Below are 19,160 nucleotides of genomic sequence, written 5' to 3' on the forward strand. Positions count from 1 at the left end.
TCCCGGCCAGCGCCGGAGTTACCCGGGCGTACAGGGACTGCCCTGTCGCTTCGTAGGGCCTGAGGCGCCCAGCGAGGGGTAGACGCTGGCTGCCTGCACGCCGACCCGGCCCGGCGCCACGAGGGAGACGCCGGTGCCGCTGGTCGCGTTCCACACCGCGGTGTTGAGTGCGGCGCTGGTGAACGGGTCGGCCAGGCTGCCGAGCAGGGGGTTCGTCACGGCCACCTCCTACGCGTAGACGAGTCCGGTGGTCGGGTTCCTGCGACCGTTGCGGAGAGCCTGCGTCTGCATGATCTTGAAGAGCTCGCGGCCGTCGACCTGGACGACGATCGGCGGCAGCGCGGTGCCGGCTGAGTTGGTCGCCGTAGGCTGACCGACCGCCAGGGCGCCCAGTCCGGCACTTCCCGCGACCGCGAGCGCCCCGGCGTTCGCCACCGACGGGCCGAGCGCGGGCTGCATGCTCCCGATCTCGGCCGTCAGCCCGGTGAGTTGGGACCGCAGCGACGGGATCTTGTCGTCGATGCCCGTGATCAGACCGCCGATCAGCAGCTGGCCGGCGGGCTTCAGGAGGATCGCGTCCTTCTCTGGCGGGCCCTTCCACGACGTCAGGTCGGAGGTTAGATTGGTCAGAGTCGACTTTACCGAGCCGATCGCCGACTTGATGCCAGATACCAGACCGTGGATGATCCGGGAGCCAGCATCCACCAGCCAGCTCTCGGCATCCGAGAAGAAGCCCGAGATCTCGCCCGGCAAATTCGAGAAGAACGAGCCGACCACATCAAAGGCCGCGACAATTCCGTGCGCTGCTGGTTCGAATACTTGATGCCAGAGCCACAGTGCTAGGGCCTCGATCGCCCTGAAGGTGACCTCTACACCGGCCCGAAACCACGCGAAATGGTTCCAGGCGTAGATCACGGCCGCCACCAAAGCGACGATCGCGATAATCACAAGACCGATCGGATTGGCATCGAGCGCGAAATTCAGCAGCCATTCTGCCGCCGTCAAAACGCCCTCGGCAACTGCCGATGCTAGGGTGGCTACCTTTTCCGCAACCCACGCGATTGCAGCGCGAGTCGCCGCAAGCGCGCTCTGGCCGGCCGCCACCGCCGCTTCCAGCAGGCTGGCTGCTGCCGCCTTGCCGGCAGTCGCCACAGACTGCAGGCCAGAGATCATGCCCGACCAGGCTGAAGCCGCGCCGGCCTTGGCTGCTTGCCCGAGGTTCGAGCCCATCGTCAGCGCCGAGGAGCCAACCGACCGCAGCCACGTCAGCGCCTGCGAGCCGCCATCCTTGACGCCCTGCCACAAATACGCGGCCCGAAAGCTCGCCGAATTGAAGGAGGAGACCAACGAATCCTTCATCTGGCTGGCGCCGGAGGAGATAAACGACCAGGCCGACTGTGCCTGAAACTTGGTCGCGTCAAACGCTCCAGAGAACAGGTCCTTAGCGGATGAGGAACCCGATTTGAGTGACGACCAGCCCGTCTGAAGCGCACTCCGGATCTTCGGGAAGGCCCCTTCGACGTCCTTGACGACCCCGTCGGAATCCTTTACCTGGCCGCCGAACAGGTTGGCCTTCAGCTCCTTGGCATCACTGATCAGCGACTTGGTCTGCGAGAACGGAAAGCTGGCGATGTCCTTCGCGAGCCCCGCGATCGCGCCGACCGGCTTGATCACCGACAGCGCGGTGAGTCGGATTGCGAGCGGGACGAGCGCGACCGCGATCAGGTCCCGCACGATTCCCTTGTGCGCGTCCAGTTCGTGGCTAACCGTCACCACAGCGGGCCCAACTACGCCGGACAGGATGCTCGCGACAGTCCGCAGCGCCGTCAGGCCCGCACCGCCCAGGAGCTGCAGCGTGGGCCCGGCCGCCTGCGTGAGGTTGCGGAAGGCCTGACTGGCCTCGCTGCCCACCTTCGACAGGTCGTCAGCTACCGACCTGAGCTCGGCGCCGACCTCCTGCCAGCCAGTCAGCGGCTGTGCGGCAGCGGCTGCCCCGCCGTGTTGCTCACCGCCCGCCGTGGTCGCCACCTGACCAGCCGGCCGCTTCTGCGCCTGGCCGTCGAAGCCAGCCGCGATCCCGCTGATCGCGCTCGCGAAGTCGTGGACGACCGGCGAGCCCTTCCGCTCGATCAGCGAGATGAACTCGGACAGCTTCGGGATCATGAAGTCGCCCAAGCGGATCATCACCGAGTCGAACCCGGCGCGCAGCTGCTTCAGCTGCTGACCCAGGCCCTGCTGAACCAGCGCGAAACCGGCGACCTTCCCCGACGAGTCCGCCGTGGCAGAGCCGACCGCCTTGATGGTGTCGGCCGTGGCCTCGTAGTTGGCGCCCACCGTGGCCAGCGCCGCATTCGCACCGGGCGCGGTGCCCATCATGGATTTCAGGGCGGCAGCGAACGCCGTAGTGCCCTCCGGGCCAGCCTTCGTCGCCGCCTGCGCGATGTACTCCATCGCGTCCGTCAGACCGTTCGGGCCGGCCAGCTTCTTGGCCAGGACGTCACTGGAGACGCCGTACTGCTGGAACGCGTCGTACATCTTGTTCGTCGGGTTCAACAAGCTGCGGAGCGCTTGGGCCAGGTTCTGGCTCGCCCTCTGCGCCGTGAACCCGTGGTTCGTCATGCTGCTGAGCGCGGCCATGACGTCCTGGAAGCTGATGCCGGCTGCGGAGGCAGCAGGCACGATGGACGCGAACGAGGCTGAGAAGTCCTGCAAGTTGGTCTTGCCGTGCGCGACCGCGGCGATCATCTGCGAGGTGACGTTGGCCGCGTCGGACGCCTTCAGGTGGTAGTCGACCAGGACGTCCGTGAGCGCCTGGGCCACCGTCGTGGTGTCGGCGCCCTCGGCCGCGGCGCCCTGCGCGGCGGCTTTCAGCACGGTCAGGCCGTCGGCTGCGTGGTACCCGGCGGCCTCGACGTAGTACATGGCCTTGCTCAGGTCGTCGGCGGAGACGCCGACCTGCCCGGCCATGTCGAGCATGCCCTGACGCACCTGGGCGAGCGCCGACTGCTGCTCGCCCGCCGAAGTGACCAGCCGCGTGGTGCTGGACTGGAAGGTCGTGGCCATCTTCACGGCCTCGTAGCCGACCCCGGCGACTCCCAGCGCGGCAAAGTCGCTGGCGCCCTTCAGCACGCCGGACAACCCGAGCCACTTGCCGCCCAGCTCATCCGACGCTGCCGCAGCCTCCCGCGAGGAGGTCGTCGACCGCTGCTGGGCAACCGCCAACCGCTCGATGGCGGTTGCCGCCTCGTCAGCAGCGACCGTCAGCCGCTCTAGGCTCGCGGCGGCCTCGGTGTCACCGAGTGCGCCGCCAGCACCGATCCGGCCGAGGCTCGCCGCGGTCTCGTCCGCCGCGACGTTCAACGCCTCCAGCTGCGCGATGAACTCGTCGGCCCCCGCCGCAGATGTCGCCAGACCCTCGGTGAAGGGGGCGGTGATCGAGCGGAGGGTGACCCACAGGTCGGCGACCTCGGCCATGCCGGCGCCTCCCTCCGGGGGTTCAGTCCGCGGACGCGGCGGCGGTCCAGTCGATGGCGGCAAACGCGGTCCGGAAGTTCACCTCGGCCTGGACACCAGCGAGGCGGCTGGCGGGCTCCAGGAACGGGTAGCGGGCACCGTTCTTCAGCCCGGTCTCCAGGTACAGGCCGTACCTGCTGGACGGCGTACGGGAGTTGTACGGCGGGAGCTGGTCCGGGCGCAGGCCGACCTTGGTTTCCCAGCCGTCTGCGCTGCGCTTCACGGCCTCGCGGATGATCGAGCGCCGCAGCGTCCCCGAGATGACGGCCGGGCCCGTGCCGGGCGTGGCCGGTGTCGGCGTACCCCAGGCATGCCGACCGGTCGAGGCGTTCGTCTTGGCCTGCTTGACCATCGCGTCCGCCGTCGCAATCAGCCCGGCCCGGGCCGCCGTGATCCCCTGCCGTTGTACGCGCGTGAGCACCTCGCGAAGGGCGGCCGCGCTGAACTCGGGCACGGCGTCACCCCCTCGCCGCCTTCTCGTTGGCAGACCGCTCCGCCTCGCGGCGAGTGCAGATCAGGTCCCAGGTGAAGCGGCGGACGTAGAACGGGGTGTCCTGCAACTCCTGCCAGGACCAGCCCATTTCGCGCATCACCTCGAAGTCCACCAGCTCCTCCGGGGGAGGGCCGGAGGACCACGTGCCGTCGTAGATGCTCTCTGCTGCCCAGATCACATCCACGAGGTACGGGTCGTCCGGCCCTAGGCTCCCGCGCTGCGGACCTTCGCGATCTCCTCGCTGATCCGGTTCTGGATCTCCATCGGCAACTTGGCCACGAGGTCCGGCGTCGCAGGGAGGGGCAGCAGAGGCTGATCGTCGGCGAGCGACGTGGCATCGTAGACGTGCCACGCCTGCACCAGGCGGGCGATCACCGACATGCCGGCCCGGAGCTGGGCCTGAGCGTCTTCCTGCCCCGGGGTCTGGGGCGGCATCAGATCCTGGAGCGGGACGGTCTTCGGGTTGCGGATGATGACGTGGACCCGGTCTCCGGGCTCGCTGAGCTCGGGGAAGTCGAGCAGGATGGTGCGATTGCCGTATCCGGCCATGGTGAACTCCGTTGAGGGGTTGGGGATGTGGTCCCGGCGCGGTGGCGGCGCGTCCCCGCGCCCTCAACGCTCGCGCGCTGCCGGCCCGCGCCGGGAGATTGGGGACCGCCTAGTAGGCGGTGGTCTGCCAGTTCGTCAGCGTGGCCTGCACCGCGCCACCGTCGGTGCTGTTCCATACGCCGCTGATGCTGAAATCCGCCTGGGCGTAGGCCTGGCTCATGTCCCTCTTGCCCTTGTACCAGGCGCTCTTCGAGCTGGTCAGGGACAGTTGCTGGCCGCCTCGGCTCAGCGGCTGCTGGAGCGATGCGGTCAGCGGCTGCTGGCTGTTCTGTAGGAACAGGTTGAGGTCGGTGTTGTTCTCGAAGATCGCCTTCAGCGTCGCGTCGAACTCCAGGGCGCCGGCAAAGACTTCGCGCGGGCCCTGGGTGCCATCGGATGATGCGATGGCCTCGACGGCTCGCTTGATCGTCCCGTCCAGGGTCTTGCCGCGGGTCGAGCTGGCGCCCGCGTTGGTGAGAACCCAGGACCAGCCGAGCAGCGGATCGTACTGCGGATACGTCTCGCTGACGGGCGAGGCGGTCGTGCTCGGGAAGCTCGTCAGCTTGCTGCTCAGGCTGACCGCACCCTTCGGGTCGATTTTCAGCTGGAGCTCGCTGAATCGGGCGTAGCTGCAGCTCAGTGTCTGGATGGTGTCGTAGTACGTGAGCGAGTAGCTGGGGAGTGCCACCGCCGGGTTCTGCTTGAAGAGGTGAGTGGTCGGGGTGAGCACCGGGTCCGCCGAGGAGTGGGCGTTGGCGAGGCCCACACGGTTGGCGCCGATCTTGCCCAGCACCGTGGTCACGTTGGAGGTGTACGGCCCGCTGCCGGTCGCCGCGCCGTCCGTCCAGGCGTACTCGATCGCCGCGCCCGTGCCGACCTTGACGACCGTGCCGGCCGCGAGCGACACCGCGGTCTGAATCGCGGTGGCCCCGACCGTCGTTGCGGCGCTCAGGGTGGTGGAGACCCCGGCCGTGACGGTGTCCGGGCCGATCATGCCGCACAGGAAGTGCCCGGTCAGGTCCGGGTAGGCCAGGCAGTCGATGGACCACTCGGCGTGCGACGGGCCGCCGTACGAGCCGTGCAGCACCGTGTCATCGCCCCGGACGGACTCATCTTTGATCTGCTCCACCATGTCCTCGAAACCGGAAGACCCGGTGTACGGGATGCCGACCGTGGGCGCGACGTACGTGCCCGGAGTGGTCTCCCTGGCCAGGCCGAGCGTGCCAAGGCGGGCGAGCTGCGTCATCGTCTACTCCTCGCTGGCCGCGCGGGCCCGGGTGGTCTTGGCCGGGGCGTCCGGCGGGGTGTCGGCGGCGGCCGCCGGGGCGGGTGACGGGGTGTCGGTGACAGGCTCGAACCCGGCGATCGGCAGGTGCCACAGCACGACCTCGCCGGGCTGCACGTTCGCCGGGATGGCTGGGACGTCGACTGGGCTGTCCCCGGGGTTGCGCTGCGGGTAGGGATCGAGCACGGGGGCCTCCGAACATGCGAAAGCCCCGCAGGGCGGGGGCCGTGACGGGTGGTTGACGGGCGTCAGGCCGTGTAGTCCTGGTCGTCAGCGGAGTAGGTGGCGGTAGCGGTCAGGACGCCGTTCGCGATGCCCTGCACCGGGTCGCCAAGGTCCACCGTGAACTCCGTGTTGCGCGGCGCCTCCGCGACCGACATGAACCGGCCGCCGTGGGTCTTGTCGAAGGGAAAGCCCTCAACCCGCTGGCGCAGCAGGTCGATCGCCGCATCGAGCGCGGCCTGTTCGGCCTCGGCCAACGGGGTCCCGGTCGTGGTCGAGCCGATCGGCCACCAGATCGAGAGGTGGAAGTTGTAGCTGGGGATCCGGCGGGCGTTGGAGAAGCGAGCGGTGGTGATCTTCGGCCGGAGTACGAAGATCTGCTTCAGGCGGGTGCCCGGCGTCCGGGCCATGTGGGCCTGGATGTTGTCGAATGGGCCGTTCGCGGAGGCGATCAGGGAGGGTAGGCCGTCGCCGCTGGCGGACAGCCAGTCGGTCTCCCGGGTGACGGCGTCAGCGGTCGTCATCGGCGGCGTCTCCTCTGCCTCTTGCGGGGGTGGGCGCGTCGGGTCGCCGCAGCCTTCGCCTTGGCGGCAGCCGACATCCGGTGGCCCTTGTGGTGCCCGCCGCGGTGGTGCGCGGCCCGCATCCGGGCGCTGAGCTTGGCCCGGGCGGCAGCCGACATCGGCCGGCGGTGGCCAGGCTTGTGGTGACGACCCTTCAGCCGGGCGCTCAACTTCGCTCGGGCGGCCGCGCTCATCTTGTGGTGCGCGCCCTTGTGATGCCGGCCGCGCAGCTTCGCGCTGAGCTTGGCCTTCGCGGCAGCGCTGAGCGGCTTGTGCTTCCGCCCCCGCAGCTTTGCCCGGAGCTTGGCGCGCGCCGCCGTCGACATCGGCTTGTGCTTGCGGCCGCGCAGCTTGGCGGACAGCTTCGCCCGGGCGGCCGCGCTGAGCTTGTGCCCGGCGTGGTGCTTACCGCGCATCCGGGCCGACAGCTTGGCTCTGGCCGCCACGCTCATCCGGTGGCCGGGGTGGTGTCGACCGCGCAGGGCGGCCGAGATCTTCGCCCGGGTGGCGGCGCTGAGCGGGTGCCCGCGGTGCGGGTGCGGCCTGCCCTTCATCCGGGCGGAGATCCGGGCCCGGGCCGCCTGCGACAGGTGTCGCTTCACCGTGTGCCGCGCGGGCGAAGCGGGTTGCGGCGTGCCCCAGGTCATCAGCCGCGGCCGTAGCTCGCGCAGATCGCCTCAGCGTCCGCCGCAAGCACGTCCGGGTCGTGGCCGTGGCCGGCCATCGTTGGATCCAGCTCCCGGACCGCGATCGACGCCGCCATGTACTTGCCGGCACGCACCAGGTCGGCCGGGATGGTGGAGTAGCCGCCGCCGTAGACGTAGGTGACGAACGAGCCGAGCGGGAGGAACTCCCCGATCGGGAACCAGATGTGGCCGGTGTCCGGGTCGGGCCCGCGCACTGTGGACAGGTTGACCTGCTGGTCGCCGCCGTACGAGCGGTGGATGGTGATCGTTTGGAGGCTGTACGCCCACAGGTCCTGGTACTTGGGCGCGAACTCCTGGAGCCACCCGTGCCTCGCCAACGAGGTGGTGCCCATGGCGTAGGCGTACGACTGGCCGAGCGTGCCGGCCAGGTCGAGTGGCACGTTGCCCGCATCGATGTACTCGTCCGGATCAATCCCGGTCGAGCGCTCGGTCTCCACCAGGCCCGTGAATGGCGCGAGCCGGCGGCCAGCCGCTCCCTCGCACATGCGGGTCGCCTCGATCATCAGGTCCGACAGGGCCTGCGGGCTGTACGACCTCACCAGGTCCGCGTACGGACCTTCTTGGAGCTGTGCCGCCGTCGCCAGCGGCACCGGCGAGTCGGCGGCCACCGGCTACTCCTCGACCGGGGCGCCCGGCGCCGGGCCGGTCGCCGCCGCGGTGTAGGCCTTCGCGCCCTTCGGCAGTTCGGGCTGGGCCTCGAACTCGGCACCGTCAATGGTGACGAGTTCGTGGGCGTCGGCAGCGGGCATCTCGACCCACTCGCCGCCCTGCGGCCACTGGTACCCGTGCGAGCTGCCGCCCGGGTGCTGCTTCTTGACGAACATCAGGTCTCCCAGGAGGGTGGGGCGGCCCGTGGCGCGGAGCAGTCGCCACGGGCCGCCAGTCAGGGGGTTACAGGGCCGGGGCGACGCGCGTCAGCCGGCCGACCCACTCGGGGCCGCGGATCGCGAGGCAGGTGTCGGAGACGACCGCGAACGGCATCGAGTCCGGCGAGCTGGTGGTCGGGAACACGTCCTTGGGCTGGATGTCGCGGACGTAGGGCCGCAGCAGGTTGTCGCGGTCGCGGGACATCAGGTAGATGTCCTCCTGGCCCGCGCTGCGCGGCTTGAGGCCGGTGCTGGTGCCGACGTAGGTGGCCGGGGTCTGCGCCGGGACGGTCACGCCGGACTGCGGCACCAGCGCGGTGCCCGTGTCGACGATGCTCGTGGTCGGAATCGGTGTGACGCCGTCCGACTGGAGGCCGACAGTGGCGTCCACGTAGCCGAGCAGGGTCTCCTGGCCGGCCGAGGTGCCGCGGTACACCATGTAGGTCTGCGGGGTGGAGGCTTGGAACCCGGACGGGGTGGAGAACGCGAGGGTGACCGTGCCGGTGGAGCCGGTCGTGGTCGCGTTCACCTCGGCGCAGGCGGCGATCTCGCCCTGGCGGGACATGACCGCCGACACCTTGTAGTAGTAGGTGCCGGCCGCGAGCGTTCCGCCGGTGGTCGCCGGGGTAGCGGTCACGGTGCCCATCTGGTTGCCCTTGGTCCCCAAGTAGGAGGATCGGACGATGGGGATGTTGCGGTAGCTGGGCACTACCAGGCCGGGGATGATCTCGACCTCGTTGACGAACCGCTGCTGGTTGGTCAGGAGGCTCGCCAGGGCGCCCTCGGAGGTGGAGCTCATAACGAGCATCCAGTCCGCGCCGCCGCTGGTGAGCTGCTCGGCGGTGTAGCTCTCGACCATGTCGATGAGCTGGTTCAGCAGGGAGATGCTGATGTTGCCGCCAGCAGCATCGATGCAGTTCTGGCCCAGCGAGCCGGTGGCGGTGAACTGCGTGATCTGGCTGGCGAGGCCGTCGAACTGCGGATAGGGCCCGTACTGGGTGGCGCCGGCGTTGCCCGCGACGAGCATCTGCTCGGTGTCCCAGCGCAGGCCCTTGATGGCGCCCATGATTTCTCGGCCGCGCAGGTCACCGATGACGTCGGCCGTGACCTCCTCGGCGTAGCCAGTGACCGCGCCGACGACCTGGAGGTTCTTGATCGTGGCGCCGGTCTGGAAGTAGGAGCCGGCAGAGACCTGGCGGGCGCCGCCGTCGGTGACGGCGCCGCCGGAGGCGAGGCCGTTGCGGGTGTTGAAGTAGTAGGTGGTCGTGCGGATCTTCTGCGACGGCAGCGACTCGATCAGCGGCGAGTACCGGCGCAGCTTCTCGAACAGGTTCGGGTCGATGACCTTGGGGACGAGCGCAGATGCGCCAGCCGCTGTGAGCGCCTCGGCGAGTTCGCGAGACAAGGGTGCCTCCGGGGGCGGGAGATGGGCGTGGAAAAGCCCCCGGCGCGGTGCGCTGCGGGGGCGGGCGACCATTCCTGCCGTGTCCGGCACCACTCGGCTCGCGGGTGGCGGTCAGTCAGCTCTTGGGGTGGTGCAGGTCAGTCGCTGTAGTTGGAGTAGCGGCCGTTGGAGACCCACTGGAGGAGGGCCTCGTTGGCGTCAGCACGCTGGGCTTCGGCATCGGCCGGGGTGGACTCGGCGAGCGCGTTGCCGGACGGGCTGGCGGTGCGCAGGCCCTTGCGGGCGGGGCCCTGCTGGCGGACCTCGGCGCGCAGGGACTCCAGCATCTGCTCGCGCTCGGTCTTGAGCTGCTCGGCGACGAGGCGCTGCACGCGCTGGTCCTCAGTCTCCGTGACGGGCTCTGCCGGGGCAGCGGGCGCGGACTCCGTGGCCGGCGCTGGTGCGGCACGTCCGATGAGCTGCGAGAACTGCTCGGCGGACAGCTGGATGACGGTGGGCGCGGGGGTGTTGGCCGTCTCGGCGGCCGGGGTGGGCTGCTCGCTCACGGCGGGCACCTCCGTGGTGGGAGTGGGGTCCCCGGCCAGTTGGCTCGGGGAGGTCTCGGTGGTCGGCGCGGCAGGCGCGGCAGGCGCGGTCTCCATCTGGTCGTCGTCTGGCCGGCGGCTGCTCTCCAGGTCGCCGTCGGTGTCGGCGTGCGGCGCACCGGGGACGTCGATGTCGGCGTCCATGTCGGGGTCGAGCGCTTGGAGGGCGTCCACGGCGGCGTTCATGGCGGCCTGGGCGATGACTCGGAGCTCGGCCGGGTCGATCCCGCAGCAGCGCAGGGAGATCGACATCGGACCGTTGTAGGCGTCGATGCAGAACCCGCCGCCATCGCCGCCGGGCACGTCGCCGTAGAACTCGCTGACGTCACCGAGCCGCGTGGTCTCCATGGGGACTCCGAATCGGGTGAGCGCGGCTCGGACGCGGGAGCGGATCCGCTTGAGCTGCTGGGGTGTGTAGGTGTCGGCGGCCGATTCGCTGAGGGACCGCCAGGAGGCGAGTGCGTGGGCCCGGGTGTCGAGCGGAAGTCGCTTCACGCTGTCCCGGTAGCCGGGGTCCGCGTAGGCGACAGCGCCATACGGCTGCTTGACCTTGGCTGCGGTCGCCTCGGTGACGGACTCGTACACCAGGCGGCCGGACTCGGCTGTTTCGGCCGGCGCGGCGCCGGGTTCGATCCGCGCAGCCAGCACGCCGGGCGTCTTGGTGAAGTCCAGGCCGTATAGGTCGAGGTCGTCGGCTGTCTCGACCATCTGCCCGTCGTGCTCGACTCGGCGGACCGGCCCGCGCCATGCACCCCTGATCGACACGCCGTCCAGGAACGGGCGGTCGCCGGTGACCAGGGCGGCGATGTCGCGGCCGTGCGCGGTGTCGGCGATCTCCGCCTCGAAGGTGACCCGGCCGTCGTCATGCTGCTCAAGTCGGGTGACCCGGCCAACGATCCGCGTACTGTCGTCCTCGGCACCGTGGTGGGTCAGCATCGTGTGTGGCTCGCCGCGGGCGATCGCGGCGTTGGCCCGCTCGGCAGCGCGGCCGAGCATCTCCCGCGTGTACAGCCTGCGGTTCCGGCTGACGCCGGGAGCGATAGCGGTGCCTCGGATCGTGGCGATTCCGGCCAAGGGTGCCTCCGATCAGGCGGACTGCAGGGTGCAACGGCAGAGGGGGTGTAGGGGTGGCCGGGGTGCGGTCGCGGCTGGGTAGGGACTGGCGTCCTCGGCATTGACGCAGGTCGGGCAGACGTGGCCGTCGCCGACCGTGACGACGCTCAACTCCTGAACGCCGCGCTGTTGGTAGGCATCGGCCATGCCGTCGGTCCAGGCGGCGCCCACGGCGGTGATGGTGCTCGTGGACCAGGCCGCCCCGTCGCGGATGACGGCGGCGACCTGGTCGAGCATCGCCCGCTCGTCGGCGCCCTGCTCGGCCGCGGTGAGCAGGGCCCGGGCAATGTTCTGTGCGGTGCCGCGCAGGGCGGCGGCGGTGACGGTGTAGGCGGCGGCGAGCTCCGCGTCCGCGTCGCCCGCGTCATCGCCCTGGTCATCCTCCCCGCCGCTGAGTTCGCCGCCGTCGTCGGTGGCGACCGCATGCCCGGCCCGGGTGCCGGCTGCCCGGCCGCGGTGCATCGCGGCGGTGAGCGCGGCGATCAGCTGGGGCCACTCCGGGCGGCTGGTAAGCCGGGCCAGCTGCGCGAGCACAGCGGCGGTGGTGACCTGCTGCACGTGCCGGCGCCGGTCGGCCGCCGGGGTGCTCTCGGCCGGTGCGATCTGCTGGCGCAGGGCCGTCATGACGGCCGTCAGGTCAAGGGCGGCCGCCAACTCCCGCCACAAGGCGAGCACCTGGCCGACCGCGCGCTGCTCAAGTCGGTCCCGGCGGCGGTAGACCGCGGCCCAGGTGCCGGTGAGCTGACCGAGCTGGAGCGTCGGCGCCCGGTCGGCGACCATCAGAAGACCTGCTTGCGGACCAGTGGCCACGCCCCGGCTGCGGTGAGCGCGCCATCAGCGGCGTGCTCGGGCCCTTCACGGGGTGGTTCGGGCTGGTCGCCGGTTGGGCCGGGCGGGTCAGGCTGCGAGGGCGGCCCGGAGGCGGGCGGCGAAGTCATGCGGCTCGTCCTCCCCTTCGTCGTCCTCGTAGTAGGTCCGCCAGTCGTAGGCCTCGGTCGGCTTCCCGGGCGGCGCCGGCGGTTGGCCGGGCGCTGGAGGCTGCTGGCCGGCGGCCATCGCCGCGGCGTGCGCTGCCAACTCCGGCGGGATCGGCGCCGGTTCGGGTTCGGGCTTCATGTCGATACCGTCGATCTGCGCGCCGGCCTGGAGCCCGGGGGCCGCTGCCTTCGCGATGATCGCCTTCGACATGGTGGCGATGTCCGACCACAGCACCAGGTTCTGGCGGTCGATCAGCACTGGGTCCGACCCGCCTGCGACCGGGGGTTCGCCGATCTCGGCGCGGCCGCGGTCGAGAGTCCAAAGGCCGTTGCGGATCCGCATGTCCCGGATCTGCTCCAGGGTGAGGGAGTCGCGCATGTCCACGTCGCGGAACCGGAGTTGCCAGCCGTCGATGCCGAAGCCCTTGCGTGTGAGGTGGAAGTTGAGCTTCTCTAGGATCAGGTTGGCGATCGGCCCGCAGGTGTTGACCATGAAGGTGCGGCGCTGCGATTCGCCTGTGCCACCGCCGAGGTTGCCGGACTCGATGACCGAGACCAGTGCCGGTGGAACGCCGTACTCGGCGAGGATCTCGTCGCGGGCCTGGTCCTTGCTGGCGTGCAGGTCAGGGATCTTGGACGGCTGCAGCTCGGTCACCTTGCCGCCGCCGACCGTTACGACTGGCTCCCCCTTGTTCTTCGGGCCCAGGAATCGCACTCGGAACTGGCTGAGCCAGCGCTTGATCGCCCCTTCGCTCATGGACTCAGGGAAGTCCACGTGCAGCGTGGGCGGGTCGCCCTTGCGGAGCGTTTCCTTCAGCAGCCCGGAGGCGTACAGCCAGGTCGTGATCGGCAGCAACGCCTTCTCTGTCGGCGAGGTCCCGTGCAGTCCTGACCGAGGAGTGTCCATGCTGATGTGAATGATTTCGTGCGGCTCGAAGACCGCGCGCTGGCCATCCTCGGTGATCTGCACGTACTGGGTGACGACACCGTGCGGGTCGGAGATGATCCGCATTGACGCCGCGTCCAGGCTGTAGAGGGCGATCGGCTCGCCCAGGAACCAGACGACTTCCAGGTACGCGTCGGCCGCGACCTCCAGGTCCGTCACCATGCCGCGCACCACCTGCTGCATGTCCTCGTAGGGGTTGCAGTAGTCGATGAGCTGCTGAAGCCGCTGGACCTCCGGCGGCCGGGTAGGTTCCTTACGGTCGCCTTCCTGATCGTCCTGCGACCAGTCGATGTAGAGGCCGCCCGCGGTGACGGTCCGGGCGATGGCGTCCACGCAGGCGCTGGCCCATGTGCAGGTGGTGTACACCTGGTAGAGCTGCTCCAGGAGTTCGCGCCGGTCCGAGCCGAGGTCGCCGCCGCCCTGGTTGTACTCGGTCGTGCCGCCGCGCGGGATGCCGTACTCGTAGCCGCGGCGGGCGGCCTGCGCGGGCGTGGGGCCGGCGGAGGCCGTAGTGACGGGCTTGACGGCCTCGGTGACGGCCTTGGTGCGGCGGGTCAGTCGGGCTCGGATGCCCACGGAGACCTCCTCACCGCCCCACGCTCGGGCACGTCATCGTCGGAATTTGGATCGTCGGGGCTGGCGGTGACTGCGTAGCGGCCAGCAAACGGGGCCTTCAGGTCCTGCTCCGCCTCGGGCGCCGGGGCGCCGCCGACGTCCGGGAACCGGGGGCCGCTGCCAAGGTTGAGCAGCAAGTAGCGCAGCGCGTCGGCCAGGTGGTCGTCGGCGGCGGTGTCGATGTCCTCGGGGTCGCCCTTGGTCGCGAAGGGCAACGCGGGCAGGTCCCGGACGAAGTTGGTGCAGGATGAGAAGACGTGCAGGAGCGGGCACTCGTCCAGCCCGAGTTCGCGGTGGATCGGGCAGGCTGGCGCGTCGGCGAGGTAGCTGCGGAGTCGCTGCCAGCCCGCGACTCGGCCGCCCTTGCCGGCCTCGGTCAGGTGGGCACCGTGCTCGGTGTAGACCTTGGCGATCGGCTTGGCGTCGCCGCGTACCGCCCACATGGCGTCGTCGGCCCAGCGGATGGCCACATGTTCGCCTTGCTCGGCGTCCAGGATGCGACGGGCCTGGTCGGCCTCGCCGACCTTCGTCGCCTTCAACTCCCGGTACAGCCAGGCGCGGCCGTCCTCGTCGACCGCGCACCAGATCACGGCCCACGGGTTGGTGTAACCCCAGTCGACGCCCGCGTACCGGCGCCAGCTCTCGGGGATACTGAACGGCTCGACGACATGCCGATCTTGGGACCACTCAGGGAACGCTTGACCTGCGAAGACATCCCAGTCGCCGTTCAAGAATGCCTTGCGCATCGTCTCGCCCAGGGACGTCAAGTCCCGGGCGTATTCGGCGTTGATGTGGGGGTTGTCGGCCAACTTGCTCGGGATGAAGCGAACGCTGCGGCCGCGCATGTCGGTGTGGACACGCCGGCCATAGTCGGTGGCGTCCACGTATCGCTGCTTGACGGTCCCATGGCCTGGCCCGCCGGGGTTGGTGCCGGAACGGACACCGAGGACCGGGATGTCCGTGCGCGCAGACCGGAGACGAGTCTCCAAGAAGGCAACCACGTCGGGGCTGGTCAGGGTCAACTCGTCGAAGATGAGCAGCTGGTAGGCACCACCCTGCCGGCGGGTCGCGTCCTTGACGTTCTCGGCGTACCGGAACATGATCAACGACCGGTTCGGGAAGCGCAGTTCGTACTCGCTGGCCGACCAGACCGCGCCGAGTGCCGACGCGTAGCCGACGTTCGCCAGCTCGGCGAGCAACGACTCCTTCAACTCCCCATACGTCCGCCGGTAGGCACCGACCCGAAGGCCCGGGTAGCGGACGCAGGCCCGGATCGCCTCCATCGTCAGTGCCTTGGATTTGCCGCCGCCGAGCGCACCGCCGTACATGACCGCGAACTCGTCGGCTGCGTGGAACTCGGCCTGCCGCTCGGTCGGCGTGTAGTCGAGGATCCCGAACACGTCGACGTTCCGCAGGCGTTCGGCCTCCAGGCGGTCGCGCTCCTCGATGAGTCGGCGGAGCTCAGCCAGCCGCGTCAGCTTGTGTTCGAGCAGCGTCAACCTGGGCTGTGAGCTGGGCAATGCTGGCTTCGACGGCATCGAGGGTCAGCACCCCCTCAGTGCGTGTGGGCGCGTCCAGGCCGAGTAGCTTGGCCCGGCGGTCCATCAGCCGAAGGGTGGTGTCGACCGCCTTGGTGTCGCCCTCCAGGACCTTCGGCCAGAGCGCGTCCTGCATCTTGTCCAGGCGGTCGAGCTCCAGTTGCCGGTACTCCTCCATGGGCACCGCAAGCGCCTGTACGGCCTTCTGGAGTGCGCGGCGGACATCGTTGCAGGCGGTGCCCTTGGAGTCGTAGCCGAGCAAGTCGGCGATCTCCTGCCAGCTCTTGCCCTGGATGCGCAGTTCGACGGCCGCGCGGCGGCGCTCGATCACGGGGACTTGGTGGGCATCGCGCCGGTTGGCGGGCTTGCGGCCCATCGTGCCCTCCGATCGATCAGCCGACCGCGGCCCGGACGAAGCAGTCCTTCGCTTCCAGGAGCTTCCGGAGGCCGGCGGTCAGCTCGGGCCCGTCCGGGAGCCGGTGGATCATGTCCTCGGCCAGGTCGTGGCAGGGCTTGCTGACGGCCTGGAAGGGCTCGGGCAGGTGGGCGTGCGCGAAGTGCTTGGCGATGGCCTGGGTGCTGGGGTGGCGGTCGGTGGCGTCCATCAGGCGGTGGCCGCCGGGGGCTGAACGGCGGCGGCCGGCTCGGTGGCAGTGGTGGCGTCGGCCGCGGCTTCGGTGGCGAGGTGCTCGGCGTCCTGCTTGGCCTCGGTGACGACGGGGGCGGCGGCGCGCTCGGCGTCGGCCGCGAGCTGACGGGTGTCGGTGACGGCCTCGGTGGCCAGCTGACGCCCGTCACCGGCGAGCCGGTCGTGGATGGCGCGGAGCTCGGCGGCAGCCGGGTGGCCGAGGGTCTCGAACTTCACGACCAGGTCGTGGAGCAGCTCGTGCAGCTTGTCGGCGATCTTGGACATGGTGGGCTCCATGGTCTGAGGGCGGGAGGTGGCAAACAGGGTGGTGCGGGCGCGGCTCCCGGGCACGGGAATGCTCCGGGGGTGATGGTGGGGAGTCCTGCCGGCGGGCCGCGCCCGGGCATGAGTCGGCCCCGCGCACCAGGGGGCGGCGGGGTCGTAGTCGATGGATTGGTTGGCTCGGCAGGATTTGAACCTGCGACAGGCGCCTTATGAGAGCGCCGCTCTACCGGCTGAGCTACGAGCCACTGGCGGCCTGGCGTTGCGCGCGCCGGCCAGGCCGTCACGGTCCTCGCGGATACCGCATCTCGGGCCAGTCCGTTGCCGGGTGGCTGACGAGACCGCTCCCCACCGTGGATTCGAACCACGATCACCGGGTCCAGAACCCGGCGTGCTGCCGTTACACCAGCGGGGAACGACAAAGCCCCGCGCACCGGGGGGTGGTGGCGGGGCGGTAGTCGTCGGGCTGTCAGCGGTTTTCGGGCACGCTGAACACCCGCAGCCACTATGGCAGTCAGATCACGGTTTGGTCAAGCCCTTCGAAGTGGAGGCGATTCCCGGGAAGCGCTCGACCGCATCGGAGGGGGTCATCGAGGGGTTGGGGTCCCCATCGAAGACGCGCCACATCGTGCGCACGCCAGCGACGATCTCCCGAAGCGCTGCCGTCACGGGCGCAGTCGCGGCACGGGACCGCCCGGCGCGCGGCGCGATGAAGGTGCTCATGCGATGGTGTCCCACTGCTGCTGGTAGTCGGGGTGATCGCGCCAGTGCGCTGCGATGTCCCGGAGGATCACCCACTCCAGGATGGCCGCATGGCCTTGGTCGATCTCGCACTCAGCCATGACACGGGCAGACGCGGCAACGCCGCCGAGGGCGCGAACGGCGCGACCGGTGTCATCAGGCTCCGGGAACATCGGCGGGGTGATCAGGGCGAGCCGAAGCTGGATGAAGTCCGTGATGGCTTCGAGTGCGTCTTTGGTCGGCCCGAACTGCAGTCCTGCGGGCGGTTCCTGGTGCTCAGGTTCAGGCTGGCGGCGGAACAGCATCATGCCTCCGGAGTCCACTCGGGCTGGGTACTCGCGCTTGCCGTCATCCTTGCCGATCGGCCGCGATGCTGTCACCCCACATGCCGAGCACCAAGTCCTCGTGCTGGCCGTCGTGCCCGGCGGGCCGGTTGCAGATGACGCGGCAGAGATCGTCGTGAAAGAGGATCAGAGCGGTGGCCGGGCAGTCGTCCATGGCTGGCATCCTCCCGCGCGGCGATGGCCGCCCGCTGGTGCCGCGCCGGGTACGCCGAGGTCCCGCAGTTGAGTGCCAACTGCGGGGCCTCTTCGGACAGGTAGTGAGGTAGGTAGGGGCGGTAGGTAGAGCCGCTGTGACCTGCGGCTCTACCTTCTACCCGACGGCCAGGGACGTGGCCTCGGGGAGGGGTTCGGCCGCGGCCGGGAGGTCGTCGCGGTGGACGCCTGGGCCGACGGCACCGGACACCTTCAGGGAGGCCCTGACGGGGATGCCCCGCCGCTGCAACTGGCGGCCGAGCTCCGCGGCCGGCACCTGGCCGACCCAGCCACGTGACTGCCAGTCGGCCAGCACCTCGGTGAGGTGCACGCCGTTGCGGTCGCCGATCAGCTCGCGGAGGTGTTCGACGGCGGAGGTGTAGATCTCGGTATCGGTGTGCACAGGCTCGGCCGGCTCGGGCGGCACGTCGGCGGGCTGCTCCTCCAGCGCGGGCCCGGGCTGGGCGCGCCAAGCGGCGACGCACCAGACGCACGTGCCGCCGACTAGCCACACCGGGACGGGTGAGGGGAGTTCAGCAACTCGATCGCGGCCCAGCCGGCCGCACCGCAGCGGACCGCGGTGGCCAGGAGCCGGAGCTCCCCGTCATCGCCGACCGGGAGGAGCGCGCGCCGGACGCAGCCGCCGACGATCGCGGACCCGTTGACCAGGCGTCGCACCCGCCAGCCCGCCCTCACGCCTGGCCGCCGATCATGTGCCCGAGCTGGTTGACCGCGGGGATGAGGACGGAGCCGAGCAGGCCGGCGGCGCCGGCGGACAGTCCGAGCGTCGAGCCGCACCAGACACCGGCTCCGAGCTGGCCGCGCATCTTCTTGTCGAGGAGCTTGCGCAGGATGATCACGGCGGCGACGAGCAGCACGGTGACGAGGGCGCCGTACTGGGTCATGCTGGCCGTTGCGTGCCGGGTGACCGAGGTGGTCGTACCGCCCGCTCCGGCAGCGAGCACCTTGTCACCGGCGGTGTTGCTGAAGCCCACGATCTTGGCGGCGATCGTGCCGATGATGCCGCCGGGGCAGGAGATTGCGAGCATGCCGACCGTCGTACCGAGCAGGAACGGGACGTGCTCGCGGATGTTGAACCGGGTTGGGGCTGCTTCGCCGTCGAAGCCGCGGCCCTTACCTCCGGCCTTGAGCTTCAGCATGACCCAGGCGCTGGGCAGGAACTGGCGCAGGATCAGGACGAGGCCGACCAGCAGCCCGCCGAGCGTAATGGTGACGTTCACGAGGCGGCTCCGGCCAGGAAGTTGAGCATCAGGGCGGCGGTGTGAGGGCTGTAGAGCGGACCGAGGGCGACGGTGAACAGCGCGACGCGCGGGATCCACAGGCCGTGGACCTGTCCGTTTGCGTCCTTGACGCGCATGGTCAAGTCGGCGACCGCGGCGGCGGCGAGGCCGATGACGGTGGCACCGAACGGGCCGGAGCCGTCGCCGGTGGCGCCGATGTTGGCGAGGACGTGGGCCCAGTAGGGGGTGACGAAGGTAGCGGCGGCCAAGGCCGTGCCGTTGTACGCCGGGCGCAGTGCAGCGAGATCGAGGGGCAT

General features: G+C 70.1%; 25 protein-coding genes and 2 tRNA genes. All 27 read right to left on the reverse strand.

The features are described 5' to 3' along the window. Nucleotides 1-18 precede the first annotated feature (18 nt). Nucleotides 19-219 carry a hypothetical protein gene (locus tag E6W39_RS24165; RefSeq protein WP_141635309.1) on the reverse strand — a complete coding sequence of 67 codons (201 nt, stop codon included), beginning with the start codon at nucleotides 217-219 and terminating at the stop codon, nucleotides 19-21. A 9-nt stretch (nucleotides 220-228) separates the two neighbouring features. Further along, a complete protein-coding gene (locus E6W39_RS24170; RefSeq protein WP_141635310.1) occupies nucleotides 229-3,474 on the reverse strand; it encodes a phage tail tape measure protein in 3,246 nt (1,081 codons plus the stop codon). 22 nt (nucleotides 3,475-3,496) lie between these two features. Then, nucleotides 3,497-3,967, reverse strand: coding sequence for a hypothetical protein (locus E6W39_RS24175; protein ID WP_141635311.1), 471 nt, complete (start codon nucleotides 3,965-3,967; stop codon nucleotides 3,497-3,499). A 4-nt stretch (nucleotides 3,968-3,971) separates the two neighbouring features. Further along, nucleotides 3,972-4,184 carry a hypothetical protein gene (locus E6W39_RS24180; protein WP_141635312.1) on the reverse strand — a complete coding sequence of 71 codons (213 nt, stop codon included), beginning with the start codon at nucleotides 4,182-4,184 and terminating at the stop codon, nucleotides 3,972-3,974. Between the two features lie 26 nt (nucleotides 4,185-4,210). Then, a complete protein-coding gene (locus E6W39_RS24185; protein ID WP_141635313.1) occupies nucleotides 4,211-4,555 on the reverse strand; it encodes a hypothetical protein in 345 nt (114 codons plus the stop codon). A gap of 109 nt (nucleotides 4,556-4,664) precedes the next feature. Next, nucleotides 4,665-5,840 (reverse strand): hypothetical protein, encoded by a 1,176-nt coding sequence (locus E6W39_RS24190; RefSeq protein ID WP_141635314.1) that lies wholly within the window; start codon nucleotides 5,838-5,840, stop codon nucleotides 4,665-4,667. Between the two features lie 3 nt (nucleotides 5,841-5,843). After that, a complete protein-coding gene (locus E6W39_RS24195; RefSeq protein ID WP_141635315.1) occupies nucleotides 5,844-6,065 on the reverse strand; it encodes a hypothetical protein in 222 nt (73 codons plus the stop codon). A gap of 62 nt (nucleotides 6,066-6,127) precedes the next feature. After that, nucleotides 6,128-6,625 carry a hypothetical protein gene (locus E6W39_RS24200; protein WP_141635316.1) on the reverse strand — a complete coding sequence of 166 codons (498 nt, stop codon included), beginning with the start codon at nucleotides 6,623-6,625 and terminating at the stop codon, nucleotides 6,128-6,130. After that, nucleotides 6,622-7,311 (reverse strand): NUMOD3 domain-containing DNA-binding protein, encoded by a 690-nt coding sequence (locus E6W39_RS24205; protein WP_141635317.1) that lies wholly within the window; start codon nucleotides 7,309-7,311, stop codon nucleotides 6,622-6,624. The genes E6W39_RS24200 and E6W39_RS24205 overlap by 4 nt, the downstream gene beginning before the upstream one ends. Continuing rightward, the gene (locus E6W39_RS24210; protein WP_141635318.1) at nucleotides 7,311-7,979 is read right to left on the reverse strand and encodes a hypothetical protein; all 669 of its coding nucleotides are present in this window, start codon (nucleotides 7,977-7,979) and stop codon (nucleotides 7,311-7,313) included. Before E6W39_RS24210 ends, E6W39_RS24205 begins: the two co-directional genes overlap by 1 nt. 3 nt (nucleotides 7,980-7,982) lie before the next feature. After that, on the reverse strand, nucleotides 7,983-8,195 hold the full coding sequence (locus E6W39_RS24215; protein WP_141635319.1) for a hypothetical protein: 213 nt from the start codon (nucleotides 8,193-8,195) through the stop codon (nucleotides 7,983-7,985). Between the two features lie 67 nt (nucleotides 8,196-8,262). Continuing rightward, a complete protein-coding gene (locus tag E6W39_RS24220; protein ID WP_181799421.1) occupies nucleotides 8,263-9,642 on the reverse strand; it encodes a phage major capsid family protein in 1,380 nt (459 codons plus the stop codon). 137 nt (nucleotides 9,643-9,779) lie between these two features. After that, nucleotides 9,780-11,222 carry a hypothetical protein gene (locus E6W39_RS24225; RefSeq protein WP_141635321.1) on the reverse strand — a complete coding sequence of 481 codons (1,443 nt, stop codon included), beginning with the start codon at nucleotides 11,220-11,222 and terminating at the stop codon, nucleotides 9,780-9,782. Between the two features lie 90 nt (nucleotides 11,223-11,312). Then, nucleotides 11,313-12,119: a structural protein gene (locus E6W39_RS24230; RefSeq protein WP_141635322.1), complete on the reverse strand. Its 807-nt coding sequence runs from the start codon at nucleotides 12,117-12,119 to the stop codon at nucleotides 11,313-11,315. Between the two features lie 117 nt (nucleotides 12,120-12,236). Further along, nucleotides 12,237-13,838 carry a phage portal protein gene (locus E6W39_RS24235; protein WP_141635323.1) on the reverse strand — a complete coding sequence of 534 codons (1,602 nt, stop codon included), beginning with the start codon at nucleotides 13,836-13,838 and terminating at the stop codon, nucleotides 12,237-12,239. Continuing rightward, entirely contained in the window at nucleotides 13,817-15,376 is a 1,560-nt protein-coding gene (locus E6W39_RS24240) for a terminase family protein (protein ID WP_181799422.1), read from the reverse strand. Before E6W39_RS24240 ends, E6W39_RS24235 begins: the two co-directional genes overlap by 22 nt. Beyond that, nucleotides 15,339-15,791 carry a sigma factor-like helix-turn-helix DNA-binding protein gene (locus E6W39_RS24245; RefSeq protein WP_141635325.1) on the reverse strand — a complete coding sequence of 151 codons (453 nt, stop codon included), beginning with the start codon at nucleotides 15,789-15,791 and terminating at the stop codon, nucleotides 15,339-15,341. Before E6W39_RS24245 ends, E6W39_RS24240 begins: the two co-directional genes overlap by 38 nt. A 16-nt stretch (nucleotides 15,792-15,807) precedes the next feature. After that, nucleotides 15,808-16,020, reverse strand: a complete 213-nt coding sequence (locus tag E6W39_RS24250) for a hypothetical protein (protein ID WP_141635326.1) — start codon at nucleotides 16,018-16,020, stop codon at nucleotides 15,808-15,810. Further along, the gene (locus E6W39_RS24255; protein ID WP_141635327.1) at nucleotides 16,020-16,328 is read right to left on the reverse strand and encodes a hypothetical protein; all 309 of its coding nucleotides are present in this window, start codon (nucleotides 16,326-16,328) and stop codon (nucleotides 16,020-16,022) included. The genes E6W39_RS24250 and E6W39_RS24255 overlap by 1 nt, the downstream gene beginning before the upstream one ends. A 169-nt stretch (nucleotides 16,329-16,497) precedes the next feature. Next, nucleotides 16,498-16,573, reverse strand: a tRNA-Met gene (locus E6W39_RS24260). Nucleotides 16,574-16,669: 96 nt separating this feature from the next. Next, a tRNA-Gln gene (locus E6W39_RS24265) sits at nucleotides 16,670-16,740 on the reverse strand. 104 nt (nucleotides 16,741-16,844) lie between these two features. Continuing rightward, on the reverse strand, nucleotides 16,845-17,048 hold the full coding sequence (locus E6W39_RS24270) for a hypothetical protein (RefSeq protein ID WP_141635328.1): 204 nt from the start codon (nucleotides 17,046-17,048) through the stop codon (nucleotides 16,845-16,847). Beyond that, the gene (locus E6W39_RS24275; protein WP_141635329.1) at nucleotides 17,045-17,374 is read right to left on the reverse strand and encodes a hypothetical protein; all 330 of its coding nucleotides are present in this window, start codon (nucleotides 17,372-17,374) and stop codon (nucleotides 17,045-17,047) included. The genes E6W39_RS24270 and E6W39_RS24275 overlap by 4 nt, the downstream gene beginning before the upstream one ends. Before the next feature lie 40 nt (nucleotides 17,375-17,414). Next, nucleotides 17,415-17,564: a hypothetical protein gene (locus E6W39_RS39635; protein WP_181799423.1), complete on the reverse strand. Its 150-nt coding sequence runs from the start codon at nucleotides 17,562-17,564 to the stop codon at nucleotides 17,415-17,417. Between the two features lie 156 nt (nucleotides 17,565-17,720). Next, nucleotides 17,721-18,116, reverse strand: coding sequence for a hypothetical protein (locus E6W39_RS24280; RefSeq protein ID WP_141635330.1), 396 nt, complete (start codon nucleotides 18,114-18,116; stop codon nucleotides 17,721-17,723). A 178-nt stretch (nucleotides 18,117-18,294) separates the two neighbouring features. Then, nucleotides 18,295-18,843 (reverse strand): hypothetical protein, encoded by a 549-nt coding sequence (locus E6W39_RS24285; RefSeq protein WP_141635331.1) that lies wholly within the window; start codon nucleotides 18,841-18,843, stop codon nucleotides 18,295-18,297. Continuing rightward, nucleotides 18,840-19,160, reverse strand: coding sequence for a hypothetical protein (locus tag E6W39_RS24290; RefSeq protein ID WP_141635332.1), 321 nt, complete (start codon nucleotides 19,158-19,160; stop codon nucleotides 18,840-18,842). The genes E6W39_RS24285 and E6W39_RS24290 overlap by 4 nt, the downstream gene beginning before the upstream one ends.

Source organism: Kitasatospora acidiphila, assembly GCF_006636205.1.
In the GTDB taxonomy this organism is placed as follows: Bacteria; Actinomycetota; Actinomycetes; order Streptomycetales; family Streptomycetaceae; genus Kitasatospora; species Kitasatospora acidiphila.